This window comes from Actinoplanes hulinensis (genome assembly GCF_019429605.1).
GTDB lineage: Bacteria > Actinomycetota > Actinomycetes > Mycobacteriales > Micromonosporaceae > Actinoplanes > Actinoplanes campanulatus.
In genome coordinates, this window is the sequence record NZ_JAHXZI010000007.1 from 23,844 (window position 1) to 48,386 (window position 24,543).

At 69.2% G+C, this 24,543-nt stretch carries 22 protein-coding genes; 15 read left to right on the forward strand and 7 right to left on the reverse strand.

The genetic code is table 11. From position 1 onward, the window contains the following. Positions 1-123 precede the first annotated feature (123 nt). The 6 genes from KZ829_RS14320 (at position 124) to KZ829_RS14345 (ending at position 5,445) form a co-directional block, all read left to right on the forward strand. A complete protein-coding gene (locus KZ829_RS14320; protein ID WP_220144388.1) occupies positions 124-801 on the forward strand; it encodes a response regulator transcription factor in 678 nt (225 codons plus the stop codon). A 121-nt stretch (positions 802-922) separates the two neighbouring features. Continuing rightward, on the forward strand, positions 923-2,302 hold the full coding sequence (locus KZ829_RS14325) for a sensor histidine kinase (protein ID WP_308285478.1): 1,380 nt from the start codon (positions 923-925) through the stop codon (positions 2,300-2,302). A 55-nt stretch (positions 2,303-2,357) separates the two neighbouring features. Next, complete coding sequence (locus tag KZ829_RS14330; protein WP_220144390.1) at positions 2,358-3,746, forward strand: DUF2079 domain-containing protein; 1,389 nt, start codon at positions 2,358-2,360, stop codon at positions 3,744-3,746. A gap of 39 nt (positions 3,747-3,785) precedes the next feature. Beyond that, positions 3,786-4,511, forward strand: a complete 726-nt coding sequence (locus tag KZ829_RS14335; RefSeq protein ID WP_220144391.1) for an aminoglycoside adenylyltransferase domain-containing protein — start codon at positions 3,786-3,788, stop codon at positions 4,509-4,511. A 26-nt stretch (positions 4,512-4,537) separates the two neighbouring features. Next, positions 4,538-4,897 (forward strand): GNAT family N-acetyltransferase, encoded by a 360-nt coding sequence (locus tag KZ829_RS14340; protein ID WP_220144392.1) that lies wholly within the window; start codon positions 4,538-4,540, stop codon positions 4,895-4,897. A 29-nt stretch (positions 4,898-4,926) separates the two neighbouring features. Then, positions 4,927-5,445 carry a P-loop nucleotide/nucleoside kinase family protein gene (locus KZ829_RS14345; protein ID WP_220144393.1) on the forward strand — a complete coding sequence of 173 codons (519 nt, stop codon included), beginning with the start codon at positions 4,927-4,929 and terminating at the stop codon, positions 5,443-5,445. 63 nt (positions 5,446-5,508) lie between these two features. Here the strand turns inward: KZ829_RS14345 and KZ829_RS14350 are convergent, their stop codons facing one another. Next, positions 5,509-6,714, reverse strand: coding sequence for a cytochrome P450 family protein (locus KZ829_RS14350; protein ID WP_220144394.1), 1,206 nt, complete (start codon positions 6,712-6,714; stop codon positions 5,509-5,511). A 38-nt stretch (positions 6,715-6,752) separates the two neighbouring features. Here KZ829_RS14350 and KZ829_RS14355 point away from each other — a divergent pair, with 38 nt between their 5' ends. Beyond that, positions 6,753-7,313, forward strand: coding sequence for an AAA family ATPase (locus KZ829_RS14355; RefSeq protein WP_220144395.1), 561 nt, complete (start codon positions 6,753-6,755; stop codon positions 7,311-7,313). A gap of 4 nt (positions 7,314-7,317) precedes the next feature. Here the strand turns inward: KZ829_RS14355 and KZ829_RS14360 are convergent, their stop codons facing one another. Next, positions 7,318-7,779 (reverse strand): pyridoxamine 5'-phosphate oxidase family protein, encoded by a 462-nt coding sequence (locus KZ829_RS14360; RefSeq protein WP_220144396.1) that lies wholly within the window; start codon positions 7,777-7,779, stop codon positions 7,318-7,320. A 151-nt stretch (positions 7,780-7,930) separates the two neighbouring features. Here KZ829_RS14360 and KZ829_RS14365 point away from each other — a divergent pair, with 151 nt between their 5' ends. Next, positions 7,931-8,875, forward strand: coding sequence for an LLM class flavin-dependent oxidoreductase (locus KZ829_RS14365; protein WP_372453867.1), 945 nt, complete (start codon positions 7,931-7,933; stop codon positions 8,873-8,875). Positions 8,876-8,987: 112 nt separating this feature from the next. Beyond that, entirely contained in the window at positions 8,988-9,203 is a 216-nt protein-coding gene (locus tag KZ829_RS14370; RefSeq protein ID WP_220144398.1) for a hypothetical protein, read from the forward strand. Here the strand turns inward: KZ829_RS14370 and KZ829_RS14375 are convergent. Continuing rightward, positions 9,179-9,565, reverse strand: coding sequence for a hypothetical protein (locus tag KZ829_RS14375; RefSeq protein ID WP_220144399.1), 387 nt, complete (start codon positions 9,563-9,565; stop codon positions 9,179-9,181). The two genes, KZ829_RS14370 and KZ829_RS14375, sit on opposite strands and share 25 nt — an antisense overlap. Before the next feature lie 242 nt (positions 9,566-9,807). Here KZ829_RS14375 and KZ829_RS14380 point away from each other — a divergent pair, with 242 nt between their 5' ends. Both KZ829_RS14380 and KZ829_RS14385 read left to right on the forward strand, forming a co-directional pair. After that, positions 9,808-13,617, forward strand: coding sequence for a CHAT domain-containing protein (locus KZ829_RS14380; protein WP_308285479.1), 3,810 nt, complete (start codon positions 9,808-9,810; stop codon positions 13,615-13,617). Between the two features lie 103 nt (positions 13,618-13,720). Further along, positions 13,721-16,885, forward strand: a complete 3,165-nt coding sequence (locus KZ829_RS14385) for a hypothetical protein (RefSeq protein ID WP_220144401.1) — start codon at positions 13,721-13,723, stop codon at positions 16,883-16,885. Positions 16,886-16,890: 5 nt separating this feature from the next. Here KZ829_RS14385 and KZ829_RS14390 read toward each other — a convergent pair whose 3' ends face one another. Further along, positions 16,891-17,415 carry a GNAT family N-acetyltransferase gene (locus KZ829_RS14390; protein ID WP_246635638.1) on the reverse strand — a complete coding sequence of 175 codons (525 nt, stop codon included), beginning with the start codon at positions 17,413-17,415 and terminating at the stop codon, positions 16,891-16,893. Between the two features lie 77 nt (positions 17,416-17,492). Here KZ829_RS14390 and KZ829_RS14395 point away from each other — a divergent pair, with 77 nt between their 5' ends. Next, complete coding sequence (locus KZ829_RS14395) at positions 17,493-17,717, forward strand: hypothetical protein (RefSeq protein ID WP_220144402.1); 225 nt, start codon at positions 17,493-17,495, stop codon at positions 17,715-17,717. A 43-nt stretch (positions 17,718-17,760) separates the two neighbouring features. Here the strand turns inward: KZ829_RS14395 and KZ829_RS14400 are convergent, their stop codons facing one another. After that, positions 17,761-18,390 (reverse strand): TetR/AcrR family transcriptional regulator, encoded by a 630-nt coding sequence (locus tag KZ829_RS14400; protein WP_220144403.1) that lies wholly within the window; start codon positions 18,388-18,390, stop codon positions 17,761-17,763. 124 nt (positions 18,391-18,514) lie between these two features. Between KZ829_RS14400 and KZ829_RS14405 the strand changes: the two genes are divergently transcribed. Together KZ829_RS14405 and KZ829_RS14410 are read left to right on the forward strand one after the other, a co-directional pair. Next, complete coding sequence (locus KZ829_RS14405; protein WP_220144404.1) at positions 18,515-19,462, forward strand: NADP-dependent oxidoreductase; 948 nt, start codon at positions 18,515-18,517, stop codon at positions 19,460-19,462. 102 nt (positions 19,463-19,564) lie between these two features. Then, positions 19,565-20,488 carry an NmrA family NAD(P)-binding protein gene (locus KZ829_RS14410; RefSeq protein ID WP_220144405.1) on the forward strand — a complete coding sequence of 308 codons (924 nt, stop codon included), beginning with the start codon at positions 19,565-19,567 and terminating at the stop codon, positions 20,486-20,488. 263 nt (positions 20,489-20,751) lie between these two features. Here the strand turns inward: KZ829_RS14410 and KZ829_RS14415 are convergent, their stop codons facing one another. Then, entirely contained in the window at positions 20,752-21,000 is a 249-nt protein-coding gene (locus KZ829_RS14415; RefSeq protein ID WP_220144406.1) for a tetratricopeptide repeat protein, read from the reverse strand. A 407-nt stretch (positions 21,001-21,407) separates the two neighbouring features. Between KZ829_RS14415 and KZ829_RS14420 the strand changes: the two genes are divergently transcribed. After that, a complete protein-coding gene (locus tag KZ829_RS14420) occupies positions 21,408-21,836 on the forward strand; it encodes a hypothetical protein (RefSeq protein WP_220144407.1) in 429 nt (142 codons plus the stop codon). On the opposite strand, the gene KZ829_RS14425 is transcribed toward KZ829_RS14420, so the two are convergent. After that, on the reverse strand, positions 21,746-24,541 hold the full coding sequence (locus tag KZ829_RS14425) for a TniQ family protein (protein WP_220144408.1): 2,796 nt from the start codon (positions 24,539-24,541) through the stop codon (positions 21,746-21,748). The genes KZ829_RS14420 and KZ829_RS14425 overlap by 91 nt on opposite strands. Between the last annotated feature and the right edge of the window lie 2 nt (positions 24,542-24,543).

Genomic DNA, 24,543 nt, shown 5'->3' on the forward strand with positions numbered 1-24,543 from the left:
CGGCTCAACGAGGCGACCTGGAGTGGGCAGCCCGCCAGTGAAGTGCTGGGCATAGGACAGGCCTGTACCGGAACCTGAAATCGGCTTCAGGATCTTGACGTCGGGTGCTGGGAGGATGACCTGGTGCGGTTACTGGTCGTGGAAGACGAACGAGAACTGGCCGAGTCGTTGCGTCGCGGTTTGATTGCTGAGGGTTACAGCGTCGATGTAGCTCATGACGGGAGCACCGGGCTCGAGTACGCCATGACCGAGGGCTATCAGGCCGTGATTCTCGACCTGATGCTGCCGCGGCTGAACGGTTTCCAGGTGTGCGCCCGGCTGCGGGAGTCGCGGGTCGGGACGCCGGTGCTGGTGCTCACCGCCAAGGACGGGGAGTACGACGAGGCGGAGGCCCTGGACACCGGGGCGGACGACTATCTGACCAAACCGTTCTCGTACGTCGTCCTGCTGGCCCGGGTGAGAGCCCTGCTGCGCCGTGGCGGCGAGCCGAGGCCGGCGTTGCTGCGAGTGGGTGACCTGGTGGTGGATCAGGCGCAGCGCCGCTGTTCGCGGGGGACGACCCCGATCACGCTGACCGCCAAGCAGTTCTCGGTGCTGGCCTGCCTGGCGCGCCGGGCGAATGTGGTGGTCAGCAAGGCCGAGATCCTGGACGAGGTGTGGGACGCGGCCTACGACGGTGATCTGAACATCGTGGAGGTCTACATTCGCGCGCTGCGCCGCAGTATCGATGTGCCGTTCGGGGTGCGGAGCATCGAGACGGTCCGTGGCGTGGGTTACCGGCTGGTGGACGGCTGTGCGTAGGCCGTGGTTGCCGAGCCCGGCGGCGGTACGTGTCCGGGCGGCGGCAGCGGCGGCGCTGGCGGCCGCGTTGTGCCTCGGGGGCGGGGCGTTCTGGCTGCGCCAGGTGATATATGCCGACAGCGTGGCGGGGTCAATCGCGACCGCGCGGTCACAGGCCCTCGCTATCGCCTCGACATACGACACCCCTGCGGCGAGGATCAACGCGGACGGGGGCACGCTGGCCCGCGGCCCGGTGGACCTCGACGTCGAGAGTGATCTTGCGCGCGACGGATACGACCGGTGGTACGAGTTCCCCTATTACGGCATGGGGATCAGTTTCGCGGTGGTCGACGACCACGGCGAAGTGCTGCTGGCCCAGAACCAGCTGGCCTACTACGTGCGGGAGAGCGGTCTGACCTTCCCCCCATCCCCACCACGGCAGAGCGACTTCTCGTTCGGTCGTCTCGACGTCTTCCTGCGACCCCCCGGCAACGGCGCACAAGGGCAGCACGACGGTCGCGAGGTCACCCTGGTGACCTATAACTTCAGTCCATCGGGCCCCGAGTCGAAAGACGTCGAGGCGACCGTCTACATGCTCATCTCTCCGCTCGACGCGGAGGCCGCCGTGGCCCCGGTCGACCACTGGCTGCGCCGTGGTCTCCCCACCGCCGTACTGTTCGTCGCCGTGGTCGCCTGGTGGGCCGCCGGGCGCGCGCTGCGCCCGGTCGAGAGGATGCGGGCCGAGCTGGCACGGATCACCGCCGCGGACATGAGCAGCCGGGTACCCCAGCCGCGCACCGGCGACGAGATCGCGCGGCTGGCGGTCACCATGAATGCGACCCTCGACCGGCTCGCCGACGCGGCCGAGCGGCAGCGCCGGTTCGTCGCCGACGCGGCGCACGAACTGCGCAGTCCCCTCGCCGGTCTGCGGAACACCGTCGAGGTCGCCGCCACGCACGGCGGCACTGCCGACCCGAAGGTTCTGGGCGCCGGCATCGAGAGGTTGCAGCGGCTCACTGACGACCTGCTCCTTCTCGCGCGTCTCGAACGGACGGCGCCCGCCCGCGGGAAGCCGATCGACGTCGCCGCGATCGCGGAGGAACTGGCCGGCGAACGGCGCTATCGTGTGCCGCCGGACGAGCGGTTCATCGTGGTGGCGCCTGAGCCCGCGCTGGTGACCGGGCGCGAGGAGGAACTGGCCAGAATGCTGAGAAACATTCTGGACAACGCCTCCCGATACGCGCGCGACCGCGTCACCGTGACCGTCACGAAACCAGGGCCCGGCCTCGTTCGCGTGGAGGTCCACGACGACGGCCCCGGCATACCGGAAGCCGACCGGGAACGGGTCTTCGAACGGTTCGCGCGCATCGACGAGGCCCGCGACCGCGGCCACGGCGGCGCGGGGCTCGGCCTGGCCATCGCCCGGGACATCGCCGTACGCCACGGCGGCAGCCTGTACGCGGCCGGCGCCACCGGCGGCGCCCGCCTCGTCGCGGAGCTGCCGCAGTCGCCGCCCAACTGAAACTTGTTCAGGATTCTTCAGCGGCGGTTCAGCCGCGGCACCGCAACCTCCCGGCATGCCCACAACCCCAGTCCGCTCCTCGTCCGCGGCACCGTACCCTCTGGCCGGGGCGCTGTTCCTCGCCTACGCGTGCTGGTCGGTGCACCGGCATCTACGGCTGGAGACCAGCGCCTACGACCTCGGCATCTTCGAACAGGCGGTACGCGGCTACGCCCACCTCGGCGCACCCGAGGTGACGATCAAGGCGCCCGGCTTCAACCTCCTGGGCGACCATTTCCATCCGATCCTTGCCGTGCTCGGCCCGCTCTACCGGCTGTTTCCGAGCCCGATCACCCTTCTGGTCGCGCAGGCGGCCCTGATCGCGGTGTCGTCGATACCGATCACCCGGCTCGCCACCCGTGTCGTCGGCCCCGGAGCGGGGGTGAGCGCCGGGCTGGCGTACGGGATGTCCTGGGGTCTGCAGTCCGCGGTCGACTTCGACTTCCACGAGGTCGCCTTCGCCGTTCCCCTGCTGGCTTTCGGCCTGACCGCACTGGCCGAGCGTCGTTTCCTCGCCGCCGCCACTTGGACGCTGCCGCTCATCGCGGTGAAGGAGGACCTACCGGCAACGGTGGCGGTCATCGGCTTGCTGCTGGCGCTGCGCGGCCGGCGGCGCTTGGGCGCGGCGACGATCCTGATCGCGATCTGCTCGGGCCTCGTGATCGTCGGCGCGATCCTGCCGGCCTTGAATCCCGCGCACATATATCCGTACGCGGCAAGCGCGGCCCACGACGGCCAGGACCCGCTGAACCGCATGTTCCTGCCCGCCGTCAAGACGCACACCCTGCTCTGGCTCCTCGCACCGACACTGTTCCTCGCGCTGCGCTCACCACTGCTGCTCGCCGCCGTACCGACCTTGGCCTGGCGATTCTGGTCGACGAACCCGCTCTATTGGAACACCGGCTTCCAATACAGCGCCGTCCTGATTCCCATCGTCTTCGTGGCATTCCTCGACGCGCTGAACGCGACAGGGAACGGACGCCCGGCGCGGGCGGCGGTCCACACCGCCTGTGTGATCGCGGTTGCCGCGACACTGCTGGCTCCCTTACCGCTGCGCGGCCTGCTGAGCCCGGGCACCTGGGCCACCGACACCGATGCCCGGCGGATACGCCTGACGCTGGCCCACATACCGGACAACGCCCGGGTCGCCGCCGACAACCGGCTGGCGCCGCAGCTCACCGCCCGATGCACCGTCTACTTCTTCCCCACGTACCCACGGTCCGACATCCGGCCCGAGTGGGTCGCCGTCAGCAACCCGCCGGAGACCACCATGGCCGCCCCCGTGACGATGGCCGCCGCCATCGACCACCTACCGGCTCAGGGATACCAGGTCGCCCTCCGGACCAGTGGAGTCATCATCTTCCGTCGCAGTGACGTCGATCAGCCCGCCACTCGGGCCGAGTGATAGAACAGGCTGATGGTCGACAGGGCGGAACGGAGTGCCGTGACCGCTGCCGAGGGGCTGGCCCACCTCCTCGCCGGCGCCGGGGTCGGGTCGGTGGTGTTGCACGGGTCGTTGGCCGCCGGCGGTTTCCGCCCCGAACAAAGCGACATCGACCTGTTGGCCGTCCTGGACGGCGGCCTGACCGATACACAAGCGGCAGAGATCGAGCGGCTGGTCCGCCAGGCGGATGTGGGTGGCGCGGCCGGCATCGACCTGGATGTCGTGGCGGCCGAGGTCGCCGGCGCACCGGATCGAATGCCCGCGCTGGAGTTGCACCTGAGCCGACACGACGGGCCGCCGGCCGTGTTCGAGGCGGAACGCCGGGTGCGGGCCGCTCCGGACCTGCTCGCTGAGCTGTCGATGGCACGCGCACACGGGCGTGCCATCGTCGGTGCCGCGCCGCATGAGGTGATCGCGCCCGTTCCGGCCGAGTGGATAATCGAGCGCGGCCGGTACTGGCTGACGTTCTGGCGATCGCAGACCGACGACGTCCAGCACGCCGCCTTCATGGTCCTCACCGCCTGCCGCATGTGGCGGTTCGCCGTGGAGGGTGTGCACTGTCCGAAGGCGCAGGCCGCACGGTGGGCCATGGACCGGGATACGTCGCTGGTGGCGATCCGGCAGGCGTTACGGCAGCTCGACCACGGCCCAGCGGTCGTCGTCGCCGGGAACGACATCGCGGATCTGCTCGACGTCGTGCTGAACGAGACCGCTCAACGGGGATAGTTCACCGGCGTATGGGCGGTGTGTGCGTGTGTTCGGGGGCGACTGCTCCTGGGTCGCGGCCGCCCCTCGCCGCCCGGCTGTCGGCTGATCCGGGCCAGATCACCATCCGGGTCGCTGAGGCCGACGGCCGGTTCGTCTGCACCGCCTTCGCGGTCTACTATCCCGGCACCGACTTCGTCGCGCTCCTCGGCGGCGCGACCTCGGCGGACTGGCGGGGACGCGGCCTCTATCGCACCATGATCGCCGCCCGGGCACGGGAGGCCACCGCCCGCGGCTTCCGGCTGCTGCACGTCGACGCCTCCCCCGCCAGCGCGCCCGTCCTGCGCCGATGCGGCTTCCACGAGATCACCACATCGACGCACTACCAGTGGACGCCGCCGACATAGCCGGACCGCCCTTGCCTCGCGGTGGCACGATGCGCGGCGTGATCGTGTGGATCAACGGCGCGTTCGGCTCCGGCAAGACGACGACGGCGAGTCTGCTGGCCGAAAGGCTGGACGGGGCGAAGCTGTTCGATCCGGAATACGTCGGATACATGCTCATGCCGTTCGTCGAGTCACCGACCGGCGATTTTCAGGACCTCTCGCTCTGGCGGCACCTCGTGATCGAGACGATGACCGGCCTCGCCCGACAGTATCCACACCCGTGGGTCGCCCCGATGAGCCTGATAAACGCGACCTACCGGACCGAGATCCTGGACGGCATCCACCAATCCGGCATCAGGGTCCACGAATTCATTCTGACGGTCCCCGAGGACCGGCTACGGGCCCGGATCGACGCGGACGAGGTCGACGTCAAGGCACGGCAATGGCGCCAGGACCACGTCGATCAAGCGCTGGCCACGTTCGCCACACTGACCGACGCCACGTTCATCGACGGCACGCCACCCGCCGAGCAGGTAGCCGGGGCCGTCCTGCATCGATTGGCCGCGTGACGAAATGCAGCTGGCCGGCGATCCGGATCAGGCATACGTCCACGAACTCACTGCTGACACCAATCAGGCGTTGGCCGGATCGCTCGGCCGGAGGCGGATCGGCAGGGATCGTAGGCCGTGCATCAACAGCCCGGTGCGCCAGCGCAGCTCCTGCGGCGCCGTGGTGACCTCGAGATCGGGGTGGCGGGCGAACAATCGGCGAACGGCGATCTGCGCTTCCATCCGGGCCAGCGGCGCGCCCAGGCAGAAGTGGATGCCGTGGCCGAAGGCGAGATGCCCGCTGTCGGGCCGGGCGGGGTCGAACGTGCCCGGGTCGGTGAATCGTCGCGGGTCGCGGTTGGCCGCGAGCAGGGAGACGAGCACCTGCTCGCCGGCCGGGATGGTGGTGTCCCCGAGGGTGACCGGGCGGGTGGTGACCCGGTAGGTGCTGGTCGCCGACGGGCTGGCCATCCGGAGCACCTCCTCGACCACGGCGGGCACCAGGTCCGGGTCGTCGCGCATCCGCGAGCGCTGCGATGGGTGGCGGCTCAGCAGGTGGACGGTGTTGCCGATCAGGTTCGCCGTGGTCTCGTGGCCGGCCACGACCAGCAGGAGCGCCATGCCGACCAGTTCGTCGTCGGTGAGCCGGTCACCGTCGTCGACGATCACGGCGAGCGCGCTGAGGAGATCGTCCGCCGGCCGGGCGCGTTTGCGGGTGAGCAGGTCACGGAAGTAGGCGACGCTCTGCGACAGGGCTTCGACCAGGTCGGCGCCGCCCACGATGATCGTGTCGGACCAGGCCCGGAACGGCCCGCGTTCGGCCGGCGGGATGCCGAGCAGTTCGCAGATCACCTCGAACGGCAGCGGGACGGCGAGCCGGTCGATCACGTCCACCTCGGCATCCGCGGCGAACGCGTCGATCAGCCGGTCGGTGAGCTGCTCGATCCTCGGTCGCAGCGCTTCGGTACGGCGTGGGGTGAAGCCGGCCGAGACGAGCCGCCGCAGCCGGGTGTGGTCCGGCGGGTCGCGCAGCAGCATCTGCGTCGTCAGCGCCGAGCGCAGTTGCGGGGGCAGCCCGTCCATGGGCTGCTGTTTGGACAGCGACGGATCGGTCAGTACGAGGCGGGCCTCGTCCCAGCGGGTGACCAGCCAGAACGGGATCCCCGCGGGTGACGTCACCCGGTGCGCCGGGCCGGCCTGCCGCAGCTCGGCCAGCGCCGGATGCGGGTTTGCCGGGTACGCGTCGTCGAACAGCGCCATGCGTAGTGCCTCCCCCAGGCGGACATGCATCGACCATCGTAGGGGTCCACTCACGAAGGAGGCTCACCGTGCCCCATTTCATCCTCACCGGCACGCCCGGCGCCGGTAAGACCGCCATCCTTCGCCGGCTGGAGGTCCGCGGACATGCCGTGGTGGAGGAGGCCGCAACCGATGTCATCGCGTTGTCGCAGGCCCTCGGCGATCCGGAGCCGTGGCGGGGTCCCGAGTTCGCCGACCATGTCGTGGCACTTCAGCAGCGGCGACAGCACGCCGTCGGCCGGGCGGCACCCGGCATCGTCGTCTTCGACCGGTCTCCGGTCTGTACCCTGGCACTGAGCCGTTACAGCGGCCGGCCACCGTCACGCCGTCTTCTCGACGAGGTCGAGCGCATCACCGCCGACCGCTTCTACGAGCGGACCGTCTTCTTCGTCCGAAACCAGGGGTACGTCCGGAGAACCGCCGCCCGGCGCATCAGTCTCGACGATGCCCTCATTTTCGAGAGGATTCACGAGCAGACCTATCGCGACCAGGGTTTCGACCTCCTCGAGGTGCCCGCCGGGCCGCTCCTGGAACGCGTGACCGTCGTCGAAAGGGCCCTCGGAACGCTGTCCGAGCGCCCGCGGCCCTGAGGGGTCAGAGCGGGAGTGGGATGCGGCGTTCGGGGCCGTCGTCGGCGGGGAGCAGCCAGGCCTCGGTGATGTCGGCGCGGTAGAGGCGCAGCGGGGCCTCGCCGGTGACCTGGTTCAGGCGCCAGGCGGGGAATCCTTCAGCGACCGACCGGGTGGAGAAGATCTGCAACTGTACGGCGAGGTCGCCGTCCGGGCAGGGTGCGGCGGTGGCGCGGGCGTAGAAGGCGGTGGCTCCGCCCATCGGAACCGTCGAGTCGAAGACGGTGACCGCTATCCGGGGGTTGTCGGCGATGAGTTCGGAGTGCCGCGCGGAGGGGCGGGAGAGCCACAGCACCCTGCTGAAGTCCAGGTTGACGAAGTAGACGGGGCTCACCCAGGGTTCTCCGGCGGGGGTGGCGGTGCCGAGTACCGCGTATCGGTTGGCGGCGAGGATGGCGCGGGCCTGAGTGGTCAACTCATCGGTCATACGGCCCACGATGCCGTGTTCCGGCGAAAACCGCTGACTCGCCGCTGTGTTCTGGCGCACCGGCGGGAACGATCACCAACGGCTGTGCGTTGCCGCGCGTATGACGCGCCTTTCGATTCTGGATCTCGCACCGATCGCTCCCGGTGAAACGGTGGCGCAGGCCATCGAAAATTCCGTCGCTCTCGCGCAGGCGGCCGAGCGGTCCGGCTACGAGCGGGTCTGGTACGCCGAGCATCACAACATGGCCCGGATCGCGTCGAGTGCCACCAGTCTGCTGATCGGGCACGTCGCCGGCCACACCTCCACGATCCGTCTCGGTGCGGGCGGCATCATGCTGCCCAACCACTCGCCGTTGGTGATCGCCGAGCAGTTCGGCACCCTGGCCTCGCTCTACCCGGACCGGATCGACCTGGGCCTCGGCCGGGCGCCCGGCAGTGACCAGGTCACCATGCGGGCGATGCGCCGGACCCCGATGTCGGCGGACAGCTTCCCGCAGGACGTCCGCGAGTTGCAGGGCTATCTCGGCGACGAGTCACCGGTGGAGGGGGTACGGGCGACGCCGGGCGCCGGAACGAACGTGCCGCTGTACATTCTCGGCTCGTCGTTGTTCGGCGCCCGGCTCGCCGCCGCGTACGGCCTGCCGTACGCGTTCGCCTCGCACTTCTCGCCCGGCCTGCTGCATGAGGCGGTCACGCTCTACCGCAGTGAGTTCATCCCGTCGGCGCAGCTGGCGGAGCCGTACGTGATCGCCGGGGTGAACGTGGTGGCCGCCGCCTCGGCCGAGGAGGCGCGGCAGCGGTTCGAGGTCACCCGCCGCATCCTGGTCCGGGGTCTGGTCAAACGAACGCCGGGGGCCGGGGACTATACCGACGAGGAGATCGACGCCTTCCTGACGACACCGAACGGCCGGCAACTCGCCTCGATGCTGACCTACACGGCGGTGGGCACCCCGGACGAGGTCCGGGAGTACCTCACCTCGTTCGCCGAGCAGGCGCAGGCCGACGAGCTGATCGTCGCTCACCAGTCGACGAGGATCGCCGACCGCCTCGAATCCGTCGCGCTGACCGCCGAAGCGGTGCTGGGCGCGGCCGCATAAGCCGTGGCCCTCGCGGGGCCACGGCCGCGGTGCGCTAATCGATGGCGTGCGGTGCGATGGCCCGGCGGCGGGCCGGGCCGAGGGCGAGCCCGGCGAGCGCAGGTGCGACGGCGTGGCCAGCGCCCAGGCCGGACGGAGAATCGAAGCGGAGACCCTGCTCGACGAAGCGAGCACAGCGGCAGTGCGCATGACGGCTCCGGTGAATGCTGGTGAAATGAACTTCATGATCGTGACGACGGATGGGCCGCGGCGCGCCGGTCCGCGACGGGTGTGCCTGGCATGCCTGCCCGTTGCGGCAGAGGGTCATGTCGACGATTCGTCGTCGTAACTCCACCAATGCTGGGCTGGATCGGCGGCCACGTACAGGAACTCATCCCGCGAATAGACTCGGCCGAAATTGCTGTCGATCCAGAATTCGTAATGCGGCGCGAGGCCCTTGACCAGGTCCACGACGGCTTCCGTTTCCCGATAATCGACCACGAACGCCTTCGGGCTGGCAGGAATCTTCTCCTGCGGCCACTCATCGAAGATCCCCTCCTCAATGGGGGACATCGCACAAACGTACATCCGCCCGCCAGGCGGCTCCACTCTGGCCACCTTTCCAGCAACGAAGGCTGCTTCGCCGAACATGTCCGCGATGTGACGCAATCCGACATCAGTGCGATCGAACACCAAAACCACCGTGTTCACAGCAACCCTTTCGTCACATGGACTCGAACAGAAGCTGTCTACGCACGCCGCTGGCGAGCGGTTCGATCCGGGCGACATCCTCAACCCAACCGGCCACACCTCACGAGGCACCGAACAGCCCGGTTCCGCCTGTCCGCCAGGTATATGGGACGACCCGGTGGGCTCACCGTGCTGACCGCGTCGGGTGAGGAGGAGCACGCGGAGTGACTACCGGTCTGGTACTGGATGACGCCGGGTTCGAGGTGCTGGTCGGCGGCGAGCCGGTGGGCACTCGCCGGGTGCTGGGCGTACCTGACGTCAAGCTGCTGCTCGATATCGCGGGCCGGTATGTGGAGGCGGTGCATGCCCGCTCGGACGATGCGGTGTTCGTAGGGCTGGGCCGGGAGCTGTTCAGCTGGATCGACGGCGGCCACGGACAGCTGAGCACACGGTTGGAGCAGGCGGCGGTGCCGCTGGTGTTCGAGGTGCGGGCGCCGCAGTCGCCGTCGGCAGCCGGGTGGGCGGTGCTGCGCGCGCCGTGGGAGGTACTGGCCGACCAGACCGGGTTCCTGGCCGCCGATGGGCTGCGCCGGTTCGAGGTGGTTCGCCGCCTGGGGACGCCGACGGCCGCCGCGCCGCTGGACGAGTACCGGCTGGGGCTGATGTTCATGGCCTCGGCGCCGCGGCGGCAACGGGAACTCGACTTCGAAGCGGAGGAGTCGGCCATCCTCACCGCGGTCGGCGACACCCGGGCGGACCTGGTGGTGGAGGACACCGGTGATCCGGAGCAACTGGGCCTACGGTGGGCCGACCTCGGCGGGCTGCCGGTGCTGCATCTTTCCTGCCACGGGGTGAACAACTGGCCGACGTCTCCGGACGGGCCCCGGGTACCGGTGCTGATGATGGAGGACGAGGTCGGCGACGGTCGGCCCGTGACGGCGCCGGATCTGATCGGCCGGTTGTCGGTGATGCCGCGGTTGATGTTCGTCTCGGCGTGCCTGACGGCGACACCGGCGGACGCGGAAGGCTACCTACCGCCCGGCGAGGATCATCGCTCCCCCGGCGAGCCGGCCGGCGGCGCAGCAGGTGACGTCGAGGTGGTGCCGGTGGCGCATTCGCTGTCCACCAGCCTGGTGCGCGCCGGGGTGCCCGCGGTGATCGGCTGGGACGGGTCGGTCACCGATGGCGCCGCAACCCTGTTCGCCCGACATTTCTACGAGCGTTTGGGGCGACGGCTGGACCTGGCTACAGCGATGGGTGACGCTCGCCGGAAGCTGCTGGCCTGTGAACAGCCGGTTCTACGGGCGGATTGGCATCTGGCCCGGATCTGGCTGGGTCCGTCCGGGGGCGGTCCGGTGGTAGCCGGGATACGTAAGCGGCAGTGGATGTCGGCGCTCCACGGTACGAAGACGTTCCTGGACCTCAAACGGCGGCACGTGCCGGTGGCCACGGCGGAGATGTTCGTCGGCCGGCGCCGGGAGATGCGGCGGGCGTTGCGAGCGCTGCGTGGCATCGAGCACGCCGGGGTGCTGCTGCACGGCCAGGGCCGGTTGGGCAAGTCGAGTCTGGCGGCACGGTTGGCGGACCGGTTCGGCGATCGCGCGGTGGCGGTGGTGTTCGGTGACTACACCGCGATGGGGATCCTGGAGGCGATCGCGGCGGCGGTGGAGGACAACGCGGCGGCCCGGTCGTTGATCGAGGCGAAACGGGCCGAGGTGCGCGACCATCCGGAGTCGTTGCGGTGGCTGCTGGTGGATCTGCTGTCCGGCCCCTGTTCCCAGCCCGGCAGCGACGGGCAACGGCCGCTGCTGCTGATCATCGACGACCTCGAACAAGTCCTCGAGCCACAGGAGGAAGGCCCGCACCGGGTGTCCGGCCGCCATGCGTCGGTGCTGGCGGCGGTACTGCGGGCGTTCGACCCGGAACGGGGTGACAGCCGATTGATCCTGACCAGCCGGTTCGTGTTCACGCTCGACGGACTGCCGGATCGTTTGGAGCGAGTGCAGTTGGCGCCGTTGACCGAGGTGGCGCGACGGAAGCTGGCGGTGCGGCAGGAGGCCGTGCCGTCCGAACAATTGCGGCTGACGCGGACCGAGTTGGCGGCACGGGCGGTGGCGGTAAGCCGGGGCAACCCCGGTTTACAGGATCTGGTCGTGTTGCGGCTGGTCTACAGCCCGCAGGTCGACCTGGCCCGGGCCGAACAGGCGGTCACCGACATCGAGAGCTACCTCGATCGTGGCGATCTACCGGCTGACACCGAGATCCGCGCATTCGTGGAGAACCTGGCTCTGGACGCGCTGATCGAGCAGGCCGGGGCCGCCCACATCGCCCTGCTGCGAGCGCTGACCCTCTTCGAACTGCCGATGCCCGCAGCCGTCACCGACCTGCTGGAAAGCCGCACCCTCGGGTCTGTGCGGCGGCTCTGCGGTCTCGGGCTGGCCGACACCTTCTCCGACGCCGGCGATCAGCGGGCGACCGCAACCGCGGTCAACGCCCTGGCCGCCGGCCGGCTCACCCCGCTGACGGATGCTGAACAGGTCGAACTCGCGACTGTGGTGGTCCGGCCTCTGCTGACCGCGTGGGGTGGCCCCGACGAGCAACCAACCTGGAACGCCGCCTTGGATCTACAACTCACCCGGCTGGCGGTGATGGCTGAGGACCCGACGGTGGTCGCGCTGTGCTCCGGGGACGCGGTGCGGGCTCTACTTGCGGGCCCGGCGGAGCAGGCGCTTGCGCTGGGGCAGCAGGCTCTCGCCGTGCTCGACCGGTGCGCCAGGTCTGCGCCGGTCTGGTTGTTGCGCAATGTTGCTGACGCAGCACAGATCAGCGGCGATGGTGACACGGCGGTCGCGCTTTTCGAGCAGGCGGTCCAGCAGGTCACGGCCGAAGGTGAAGCGGCCGACCCGTTGACCCACGCCAGAGTCACTGGCGAACACGCCAAGCTCCTGATCACCCGGGGCGCGCTGGAACAGGCCGAACAGTTGCTGAACCAGGCCCGCGAAATGTTCACCACCGCGGGATCCGAACGTGAAGCAGCAACGGCGTGGGGGGATCTGGCCGAGATCCTCTTCCTACGTGGCGGCTACGACGAAGCGCTCCGCATCCGCCACGAAATCGAACTACCCGTCTACCAACGACTCGGCGACACCCGCGCCATCGCCATCGCCTGGGGACGAATCGCCGACATCCACTACCAGCGTGGCGAGTACGACGAAGCACTCCGCATCCGCCAAGAGGTCCAACTACCCGTCTACCAACGACTCGGCGACACCCGCGGCTCCGCCATAACGTGGGGCGCTGTCGCCGACATCCGCTACCAGCGTGGCGAGTACGACGAAGCACTCCGCATCCGCCACGAAATCGAACTACCCGTCTACCAACGATTCGGCGACACCCGCGAAACCGCAATAACGTGGGGAAAGATCGCCGACATCCGCTACCAGCGTCGCGACTTCGACGAAGCACTCCGCATCCGCCACGAAATCGAACTACCCGTCTACCAACGACTCGGCGACACCCGCGCCATCGCTGTCACCTGGGGAAAGATCGCCGACATCCGCTACCAGCGTGGCGAGTACGACGAAGCACTCCGCATCCGCCAAGAGGTCCAGCTACCCGTCTACCAGCGACTCGGCGACACCCGCGCCATCGCTCTCAACTGGGAGAGAATCGCCGAGATCCTCTTCGAACATGGCGACTACGACGAAGCACTTCGTATCCGCCTCGAAATGGTGCTGCCAGCGGCCGAACGGCTGAACGATATGGAGGGCATTGCCACCACCACCTGGGGCATATCGCAAATCCAGGTGCAACGCCAGGACTTCCCCTCAGCGTTGTCCAACATGCTCAAGGCGTTCGAGATCTTCGATCGCCTGCGACGGCCCGACGGACTTGCTGTCGTGGGAGCCAACCTCGGTGTGCTTCTCACCGCCTATGGAAAACTGGACGATGCCCGAAAGGTATGGGAGAAGAGCCTCGCGGCAGCGACCAAGGTCGGGCTCACACCTCTCGTTCAGCAGATCGGTGAGCTTCTGCGGGGCACCGACTCCGCACCGCACCCGGAAGACGGCTGATCGGTTGATCTTGCATCGCCGCAGGACAACGGCACCCCTCCGGAGGCCGTCGAGCCCGTCCGCGGGGCTGGCGGACGGGTCGGCGGATGTGCACAGTGGAACGATGCCGGCGCCGGATATCGACCTCGCTGAGATCCGCCGGGAGTACCTGGACGGAATCGGGCGCGGCGACCTGCGGGTGGTGGACCGGCTGCTGATCCGGCTGCGGTCGATCGGCGGCGATGGGCGTACCCCGCCGGTCGAGGTTTTGCTGTTGATCGCGAATCTGCTCGCCGGCCGTTTCACGCTCACCGGCGACGAGCGGGATCTGCGGGAAGCGCTCGATGTGCTGCGGCGTGCCGGTTACCTCGGTGCGTCGGATCCGGCGGATCCGCATCATGCGGAATGGGCGCTCTCGTCGGCGATGACGTATATCTCCGCCTACTACGTCAGCCAGAACGCCGACGTCCTGGACCGCGCTGTCGACCTGTTGCGGCCGGTCGAGCCGCGTACGCCGGCGGTGCTGCATCTTCTCGCCACCGCCCTGTTCCTGCGCGGGACGGCGGTCGGGGTGACCAGCGCGGACCAGCTCGGCGAACAGATCGGCCTGTTGCGTGAGTGCCTGGCCGTGGTGCCGCCCGGGTCGCCGCAGCGGCCGTCACTGGCGAGCATGCTCGGGTTCTCGCTGGCCTCGTTGTCCGAGGTCAGCGGCGACCCCGCGGCCGCGGCCGAGGCGCGGGAGCTGCTCGCGAGCGTGCTGGCCACGATCCCGGCCGGTCACCCGGAGCGGGCGCAGCTCGTTCCCGCGTACGCCCGATGCCTGATCGCCAGGGAGGATCCCGGCGATGTCGAGCTGGCGATCCGCGAGCTGAGCGCGGAGGAACGACATCCCGACGTGCTCCAGGTTCTCGCCGAGGCCCTGCTGCTGCGGTCGGCGCGAACCGACAGCCGCGCCGACATCGACCAAGCCGCGGCTCTGGCGGAGCAGGCCGCCGCGAAGGCCCAGGGCGCAGGCCGGCTCGGCGCGCTGGCGGCCGGCGGGCAGGCGTACCTGCGACGGTTTCTCGCCGACGGCGACCGCATCGACCTGGACCGGTCCCTCGCCATGTTCGCGGAGCTGCGGGCGTCACCGACAGCCCTGGAGATCGGTTTGGCCGCCGCCTACGCGCAGGCGCTGCGCCAGCGCGGCGACCGGGCCGACCTCGACGCGGCCGTGGAACTGCTCGCCGGGGTGAAGAACGAGGAGCAGCCCCGGATCATCCTCGCGATGATTCTCTCGGTGCGGGCCACCCACCACAGCGGCGATCTCGGCGACGTCCGTCGTGCCCTGACGCTGCTCGACGGCACCCGCCCGAGTCCGGCCATCGCGACCGTGCACGCCACCGCGACCGGCGCCGCCTACATGGCCGCCTACCAGATCGACGGCGACCCGGCCGACCTGGAGCACGCGATCCGGGCGCTGCGCCGCGAGGATCCGGCCGGGGCCGCACGCCGTGACGTGGCGGAACGGCTCCTATTGCTGGGCACCACCCTGACGGCGTCCGCGAGGTACCTCGGCGGTGACGGCGTCCACGAGGCGATCACGGTCCTGCGGCAGGCCGAGAGCATGGTCGACGACCGCGCCACCCAGGCGGCGGCGCTGCGCTACCAGCTCGGGAACGCCCTGGCGACCGCCGGTTTCCGGGACGCCGGCCGGTTGGACGAGGCCGTCGGCCTGCTGCGGGCGGTGCTGCGCGGGCCCGATCCGCTGCTGGTCACCCGGGCGCAGGCGATCGGCCGGCTCGGCTCGGCCTTGACCCTCAGATTCCATGCGTACGGTCGACCGGAGGACCTCACCGAGGGAATCGTGAATCTCCGGCAGGCCCTGGCACAGATGACCGTCGAGGGCATCGGCCGCTGGATCACGCAGATGGAGCTGGCCATGGCCCTGTCAGCGCGGTTCGAACAGCACGGCGACCCCGCCGACATCGAGACGGCGGCCGACCTGATGCGCGCGGTCACCGCCAAGGCCGGGATGACCCGCTCGTACGGAAGCATCCTCCTGGAGATCACCCTGCGCACGAGATTGCAGCGGCCCGGCGGCGAGGACGGCCTCGACGAGGGCATCGGCCTGCTCCGCGACATCCTCGACGCGATTCCCCGAACCCATATCGAGTACGCCGTGGCCGCGGCCAATCTCGCCGCCGCCCTGGTCCTGCGGTTCCACCGCGACGGCCGGGGCGAGGATCTCGACCGGGCCATCGCCATCGGGCGCACCCTGGCCGGCGACGACGAGCCGGATCCACGGTTCGCCGCCAACCTGTCCGCCCATCTCAAGAACCGGTACGACCTGCACGGTCACCTCCCGGACCTCGACGACGCGATCGAGGCGTCGAGGACCGCCGTCGAACGGGCCACGGGCCGAACCGCTCGTGCCGGTCTGCTCTCCCGGCTCGGCCGTCTGCTCCTGGCCCGGGGCGACCTGGAAGAGGCCATCACGGTGGGGCGGCACGCGGCGGCGATGGACGGGCCGGACCTCGGACACTTCGAACGCGGCCGGCTCCGTGCCGACCTGGCGGGCACGCTGGTCGTGGCCTTCGAGCACACCGGACAGCGCGCTCACCTCGAGGAGGCGATCGACCGGATCCGTGAGGCGATCGAGGTGTCGTCGGCCGACGATCTGTATCAGTCGTCGTTTCTCGCCACACTCGGGCAGGCCCTGGAACGGCGCTGGCGGGCGTTCCACGACGACGCGGATCTGCGCGCCGCGGTCACGGCTCTGCGGGATGCCCTGGCCACGGAGGAGCCGGCGTCCCCCGACCACGCCCAGCTCCTCGCGGTGCTGGCCGGGGTGCTGCTGACCGACGGCCTGCACCGCGATGACCCGTCGACGGTGGCCGTCGCCCGCGACCACGGCCGCGAGGCCGCACACCACCCGGCGGTGCCGACGCGATCCCGCATCGAGGGTGCCGCCACCTGGGGGAACGCGGCGCGATGGCTCGACGACCTGCCCGAGGTGCAGACCGCGTTCGCGTACGCGGTCGGTCTGCTCGCCCCGCTGGCCTGGCGGGGCATCAGCCGGGTCAGCCAGGAGACGGCCCTGAGCCACTGGTCCGGCGCCGGCCCACAGGCGAGCGCGGCCGCGCTGGCCAACCAGGATCCGGGCAGCGCCGTGGAGCTGCTGGAACGCGGCCGCGGCGTGCTCTGGACCGGCCTGCTGGACACCCGGTCCTCCCTGGAGGACCTGGCCGACCGGGCACCGGACCTCGCCGCCGACCTGGTCCGCGTCCGCCGGGGCCTCGACGGATGACCCTCCTACTCGGTCAGGTCGATGGCGTAGACGCGCAGCGGTGTGCCGAGGGCCGGGTCGCGGGTCTCCCGGTCCAGGCGCATGCCGATCTTGAGCATGACGCGGGCGGACGCCTCGTTGCCGGCCTGATGGATGCTGACCAGGTGTTTCATGCCCAGGTCGTCGCGGGCGTGCGCGAGCACCGCCCGGGCGGCCTCGGTGGCGAGACCGCGGCCCCAGTGCTTGCGGGCCAGGCGCCAGCCGATCTCCACGTTCGGCAGGATCTCCGGCAGGAAGGTGGGCACCGCCAGCCCGGTGAAGCCGGCCAGCTCGCCGGTGTCGCGCAGGGTAAGCGCGAACAGGCCGAACCCGTGCTCGTCCCAGTGCCGGCGCCAGGTGGCGAGACGTTCCGCGGTGCCGTCGCGGTCGAGGGGCCGCCCGTTGCGGATCCAGCGCATGACCTCCGGGTCCGCGTTGATGGCGGCCATCGGATCCAGGTCGTCGTCGGTCCAGTGGCGCAGCACGAGCCGGGGCGTTTCCAAACGCGTCAAATCCCTCACGAAACCACAAACTACCGGAACCCTCGGGAATTCCTGGTCGGCCGTGGAGCCAGCCGATCAGCGCATACATGCTCCGCAAGCGCTTGGCGGCACTGGGCATGTCCACCCAGGCCGCCCGCACCGCCGCCCTGTTCCAGCTCGCCGTCGACCTACCCGCCGGTCTGCTCGCACGCTGCCTGGGCATTGACATCAGCAGCGCCGTGGACTGGCAACGCGCGGCCGCAGGAGACTGGCACGCCTGCGCCGCCAGAACCGCCCTTGATTCTGAGCGCGCGCGTAGCGGTCTCATTTGAACGAGAGCTTGGGCTCCGATCTTGGCACGGCGCGGTGCTGAGGTTATCGGAGCAGGGGCATGAGGACGCCGTCGACGATCTGTGCGATGTCGTCGTCATTGATGGGGCGATCGTGGACGACTCCCCAGTGGACGAGAAGGGCGATGGCGGCGGAGACCGCGATCGCGTGTCCGCCCTGCGGGTGGCTCTGTCGAGGGGGCAGGTCGCCACGCTGCATCGCGTGGTCCAGCACGCCTGCGAGAGCCTGGTGCAGGGAGTCGACGTAGCGCACCCGGACCAGGCTGCACAGCTCCGGTTCCTGGCGGGCCGTGTCGAGTAGGGCCGAGACCAGGTCGACCCGGGAGGTGTCCTGGCCGCCCGTGATGCTGACCAGGGTGGCGAAAAGCTCATCGCGCAGGCGCCCACTGCCGATGTGGACCGGCGCGACGTCGTCGGTGAGTCCCGCGTGGCTGAGGGCTTCCGCGGCGAGTTCCGCGCGCGATTGCCAGCGCCGGTACACGGTCGCCTTGCCCACCCCGGCTCGTGCCGCGGCTTTATCCATGGTCAGGGCCGGGTAGCCGCCCTCGGCGAGCAACTCGGTCGCCGCTTGCAGGATCTTGGCGTCCCGGGCGGGGTCGCGGGGCGGTCCGGAGACGCCGGGGGGCCTCCGCAGCTGCGCATCGGGGTGGGGCATGGGGGCTCTCCTCACGAACTGGGACCGTCTTGTCTTTAGTTTATCTAGGCTGCTAACGTCGGAAGCAACCCGGAACATCATCGTCTCGGGTTGAGATGCACGACGGCGATAGTGAGGTGGCGCTGTGAAGGCCGTAGGTTTCACCGAGTTCGGCGGCCGCGAGGTCATGCGGGTGCTGGAGCTGCCCGAACCGCACGCGGGACCAGGACAGGTGCGGATCACGGTGGCCGCCGCCGCCGTCCACCCCGCCGACGTCAACATCCGCACCGGGCTCTCCGCCAAGTACAGCCCGGAGACGAACCCGCCGTCGGACGTGTACGTCGTGGGCTGGGAGATCGCCGGCACGATCGATGAGGTCGGGCAAGGAACACGTCCGGAGTTGACCCTCGGCGCCGAGGTGATCGCGCTCACGGAGCCGAAGCTGGACCTGGGCGGACAGGCGCAGTACGTGGTCGTACCGGCGGAACAGGTGGTCCTCGCGCCGAAGGGAGTCGACCTGACGGCGGCCTCGACCTTGCTGATGGCCGCGCTGACCGCGCAGATGGGCCTGGACGCATTGGCCCTGGCCCCGGGAGCGACGGTGGCGGTGACCGGTGCCGCCGGCGGGATCGGTGGTTACGCCGTGCAGTTGGCCAAGGCGGCCGGGCTGACCGTCATCGCCGACGCCGCGGACAAGGACCGTGACCTCGTCACGAGCCTGGGCGCTGATCACGTGCTCCCGCGCGGCAACGGGTTCCCCGACGGGGTCCGCGAGCTGCGCCCCGACGGCGCGGACGGGGTCATCGACGGCGGCTCGGTGGGCGAGGCGGTGGCCGCGGCGGTACGCGACGGCGGCGGGATCGCGACCTTCAAGGGGTTCACCGGCACCACCGACCGCGGTGTGAGCTGGTTCCCCGTCCTCGTCTTCGACCGCATCCGCGACACCGCGGCTCTGACGCGGCTACGCGACCAGGCCGAGTCCGGTGCCCTCACGCTGCGCGTCGCGGGAACCTACCCGATCGAGCAGGTCACCGAAGCGCACCGGCTCATCGAAGAGGGCGGGGTGCGGGGCCGGCCCGTGCTGGTGTTCTGAGCCAAGACGCCAGCGCCCCGCCAGATCAGACCTGGCCGGCTCGGCGATGCTGCGCCGGCCCTTCACATCAGAGAACGCGTTCTAGCGAAAGCAAGGCTTGCCATGACAACTGACCACAAGGCCAAGGTGCTGGTCACCGGTGCAACCGGAATGCAGGGCGGCGCCGTCGCCCACGCGCTCCTGCGCGCGGGACACCCCGTCACCGCGTTCGTGCGCGACCCCTCCTCGGCCCCTGCCCAGGCCCTGGCCGCCCAGGGTGCTGTCCTGGCCACCGGGGACTTGGAGGACGTCGCCTCCCTGAAGGCGGCCAGCGCCGGACACGACGCGGTCTTCTCCGTGCAACTGGCCGGTATCGACCCGGCCGATCCCGCCGAGATCCGCCAGGCCGGCAACATCGTCACCGCCGCCCAGAGCGCCGGCATCACTCAGCTGCTGCACACGTCGGTGTCGGCGACCGGGTGGCGCACCCAGCACCCGGACATCGAGGTGACCGACCCGGTGATGAAGGAGTACTGGAACCAGAAGGAGGAAACCGAGGACGTGATCCGACGCTCAGGGCTGCCGCGCTGGACCATCTTCAAGCCCGCCTGGTACATGGAGAACTTCCTCCCGCCCCGGCGGGACTACATGGCCCCCGACCTGCCGAAAGGCAAGCTGGTCACCGCCATGAATCCGCAGACCGAGCTGGCGCTCATCTGCGCCGACGACCTCGGTGCCGCTGTCGCCGCCGCAGTCGCCGAGCCCGACAGGTTCCACGAAGCCGAAATCGAGATGGCCGGCGATGCGCTGACCTACCCGCAGATGGCCGAAATCCTCTCCCAGGTCACCGGCCGCGAGATCACTATCGACTTCATCTCCCTGGAAGAGGCGACGCAGCGCTTCGGAACATCCGCAGCGTTCGGCGACGTCTTCAACGACCGTGTCGGCTACCCCGCACGCCCCCATCACGCCGCCGCCTACGGCCTGAGCACAACGACCTTCGCGCAGTGGGCAGCGAGGCAGGACTGGAGCACCATGACTGCCTGAACGCAGGCAAATTAACGCGCTGAGGGCGTGAATGCCGATGTTGAGCGCGCAACGGTCAGCTGTCAATGGCCTTGTCGAGCCAGCCAGCGGTACGGAGAGGATCTCGTAGTGCTGGCCCGGATGTTCCACGATGTGCTGAGTCGAAAGCAGTCCTCAGCGGCCGCAGCCGAGAAAGACAGTATTCCGGCAGTTCTAATACCCGACTGTGCCAGCACAACCACCGCCCGTCGGCGAATCAGAGAGCCGACGGCGATGACCGGAGCTCAACGCCGGTCGGTGATGCGGTGGCGGAACGCGGCCTGCCGGAAGCACTCGACAGCGCGGGCCAGCTGGTCGGCGTTGAGAAGCACGTTGCCGAGGTCGCACTGGGCCGAGGCCCACTGGGGGCTGCCGTGCCCGTACTCGTCGGTGGCGACCTGAACCTCGCGGGCCATCACGTTGTCGGCGTCACCGAAACGCCCCTCACGCAGCAGCGAGAAGGCGATGTCCACGGGTGCGGGGGTAGTCGTCACGCGCGGAGTTCCGGCCGCTGGCAGGAAGGCGTTTCACCGCCACCTGCCAACGGCTTTCACGGGTACGTGTGGGTTCTCATCTGGTCTGGCGGTCGTGTTGGTTGCTGACCTGGGGGCCCAGGTCGTTGGCTCGGGCGTTTGGCGGCCAGTTCTTCTCATAGGTCTGGCGCTTTCTTGATGACCTTGGGCGTGCGGTCGTGGTCGTCTCGTCGTGAGCCGTGGCGGTTAGGTCGACCATCCGGTCTGGCATCGGCGCAGCAGCGGCTGCCATCATCAGCTCATGGTGATCGGCGACGCCCCCCGTGCCGGGTGATGTGGTGTTCGGGTGGTCGCCGTGGCGTTACATGGTCGCGGCGACCGCGATGGGTCTCTTCGGGGCTGTAGTCGGTGTAGTCGGGTGGGAGTTCGTGTCCCTGCTGTTCCCGGCACCCGGCGACAGGCCAGGCAACCTCGACATCGCCCACGCTGCCCGTTTTGCGACTATCTATACAATCTCCTTCGCCATGTTTTCCCTGCTGTTCTCCCGCGCGCGCCCGGCCTGGTTGAGGTTCGGCGGCGACTGGGTCGATCTGGCTGCTGAGCGGCGCGACGGGGTCGTGGTGCCCTATGCGGCCGTGACCAGTGCCCGTGTCCGGTGGGTGTGGCCTGTCGCGAAGCTCGACGTTGTCGTAGGTTCCGCTGACGAATCGCGGGTGATGCGACTTGACCGCGGTGGCCGTCGTCCGTTGCGTAAGCGCAAGGGTGATCAACTGCGCTTCTCCATGCCGATTGCCGGGCTGAGGTCGTCGTCGGCGGACATCCGTTCTGAGCTTCGGCGCCGTGGACTCGGCGAGTGAGAGGTCCGGTCTTCCGTTTGGTTGGGGCTGACCGAGCGTGATGTGAGTTCTGCATCGGACTTAGCGGTTTTGTTCTCCTTCCAGCTTTTGTGAGGCGGGGCGTAGCGGTCGAGGAGTCGGCGGATGCTTGGCCGGCGGAGCTGTTCGAGCAGGTCGCGGCCGGCTTGTGTCAGTTGCATGGCGCGATAGCGGCTGCTGGTTCGTTCGATGAGGGGCTGGCCGATGTCGGCTTCGAGTTGGTCGAGTTGGTGGGAGAGGTTCTGGGTGTGAAGGCCGAGTGCTTTGGCGGCTGCGTTGACGCTTGGGTGAGCGGCGAGATTTTGGAAGCGGCGTAGTCGCTGCCAGCCGTTGCGTTTGCCCTCGACAGCGCGTCGAAGGTCGGCGGGCAGTTCGGGGTGACGTCGGGTCTGGACGACGTGACCGGCGGAGCCTGTTGGGCGAGCGGCGATGCCCAGGTGTTGGCGGTGCCGGCGCACGGTTTGGTGGCTGAGAGCGAGTTCTGCGGCGATGTCACCGTTGGTGCGCTGCAGAGTGCCGGCTTGTTGCTGCAGCCAGGCGGGATCAATGATCGGCTTCCGTTTCCTGGCCTCGCGTTTGCGCTTGGGGGTGACGCGGGGACGCTTCTTGTTCGTGACGCGACGCGCGTGGGTTGCGGCTTCCTTCTTGCTGCGGTTGCTAACCGGGAAGCCGTGGGCGCGGGCGTGCTGCGCGACCAGCGTGTAGGCGATTCCGGTGGTCGTTGCGATGTTCCGCAGCGTGCGTCCGGCTTGGCGATACTCCCGGTTGAAGAAGGCGCGGGTGAGCACCGCGGTGGCCCGTTCCCGCAGCTGGCGGGCCGCGGTCGGAGACGTTTTTGGAAGCGTTGGCGGGGGCCGGTCGAATCGGTGCTGGATGTAGCGGATGTGCTCGACGGTGACGCCGAGTCGGCGGGCGACGGCTGTCGGGCTGAGGTTCTCGACGTCGAGGAGGTGCTGGGCTGTGGATAGGTCGATGTCGTCGGGGTCGCGGCCGGGCAGGATGAGGCCGGCGACGCAGGTGGCGGGCGGGCTCCAGGTGAGCGGTTCGTCGATGCCTGCTGCGTGCAGCAGTCCGATGCCGTGGCGGTGCAGGCCTTCGCGGAGTGGGCTGTTCAGAAGGCGGTGGAAGTTCTGCAGTCCGGCCTTGGATGACTTGCTGGTGAAGGCGAGTAGGTGTTGGGGATTGTTGAGGTCGGCGCCGGTGAGCAGCTGGAACAGGTAGCGGCGGGCGTTGAGTAGACGGTCAGCTCTGCCGGGGTCGCTGCTGGCCTGGTAGCAGATCTCATGCCATTGCTCCGCGGTGAGAGCAATGTCGGTGAACACGGATCGGCGTCGACGGTAGTCGATCGGGCTGCCGTGCGCGTCGAGGTGCTCGGCCAGCGCGCAGATGGCGGCCAGCGTGTCGGGATGCTGCTTGGCGCAGTCGCTGAGGAAAAGACTGGTGGCGTTGCGCCAAGGGGTGAGCTCGTCGGTGGCTCGGAGGTTGCGGACCGGGTTGCCCGGGATGAGCAGCGCGTTGGTGATGTCGATAGCGACCTCGGTGACGTGCGCGCCGCGCGTGGGCAGAAAGCGGATGAGCCAGTCGGGCCAAAGGTATTGCGGGAGGTGCCGTGCCCGGTCGGCTGCGGTGCCGGAGTCCGGTTCCGGCAGGCGGGGTGTGGTGGTGCATGTTCGGTAGCGCAGCCGTTCGCTGACGGGCAGGTGGCCGTCGGCCGACGTCAGGATGCTGTGGCGCAGGTGTTCGGACAAACCGGATAGGCGCTGGTGGGACAGGATCATCGGCCCGCGTGCGGCGGGGGCCTGTCCGGTGCGGTAGGTGGTATAGACGTCGCGCAGCAGCGGCGTGATCCGTGGGAGGCGTTGGCCCTCGTCGGCGGTGATCACGTCGATGGCTTGGCAGGCCATGGCGGCGGCGATCACCGCAGCGGTAGGCGAATGACGTTTGATGCCGTGCAGGCCGTCGCGGTGAGCGTTCAACGCAGAGACGGTTGCGCTGCCGAGATATTCCAGCTCGTTCGGATCGATGCGGTGCAGGAACCAGACGGCGAGCGCGTTGAGGTCACGCAGATCAGTCACCGCGGCGTCGTCGAAGCGGTCGAGCCGGATATTGATCCAGATCTGGGCGGTCAGCCGCGGGTCGGCCGGATCCAACGGTTGCATGGGATGGGAAAGTAGGTCGCTGTCGCAGGCCGGGCCGTGACGAGTCCGGCCGTGGGTGCAGTGTGTCGGCGGTGCGATCCCGGAGCGTTCGGAGATGCTGTTGCGTGGGACGCGCTGGCATGTCGGGCAGAGCACCGCGAGCAAACTGCGGTGGATCAGGCAGGCGAACGTGTAGGGCAGTTGCCAGCGAATCGGCCACCGGCCAGCGGACTCGTTCAGACAGCCCGGGCAGAAACGCGAGCCGACGAGCGGTTTCCAACCGAGGTCGTTGAACTGGTCGAGCACGGTCGCGTCGAGGGCCGTGGACGGAAGGCCGGCTTGCGCCTCGATGCGCCGCAGCAGGCTGGGCGGCAGTTTCCAGGTCAGGTCGTAGTTGTGCCAGACCCATAGCCGGTCGCCGAAGCCCAGGGCTGTGGTGAGCCACCGCAGTGGCATGCCGTTGCGGTGCGCCAACCGCATCAGCCACGAGTCGAGAGCCTCGCCGGGGGCCGGGTCGGCCCGCAGCGGCAGGGTGCGCGGAATCTGCATGG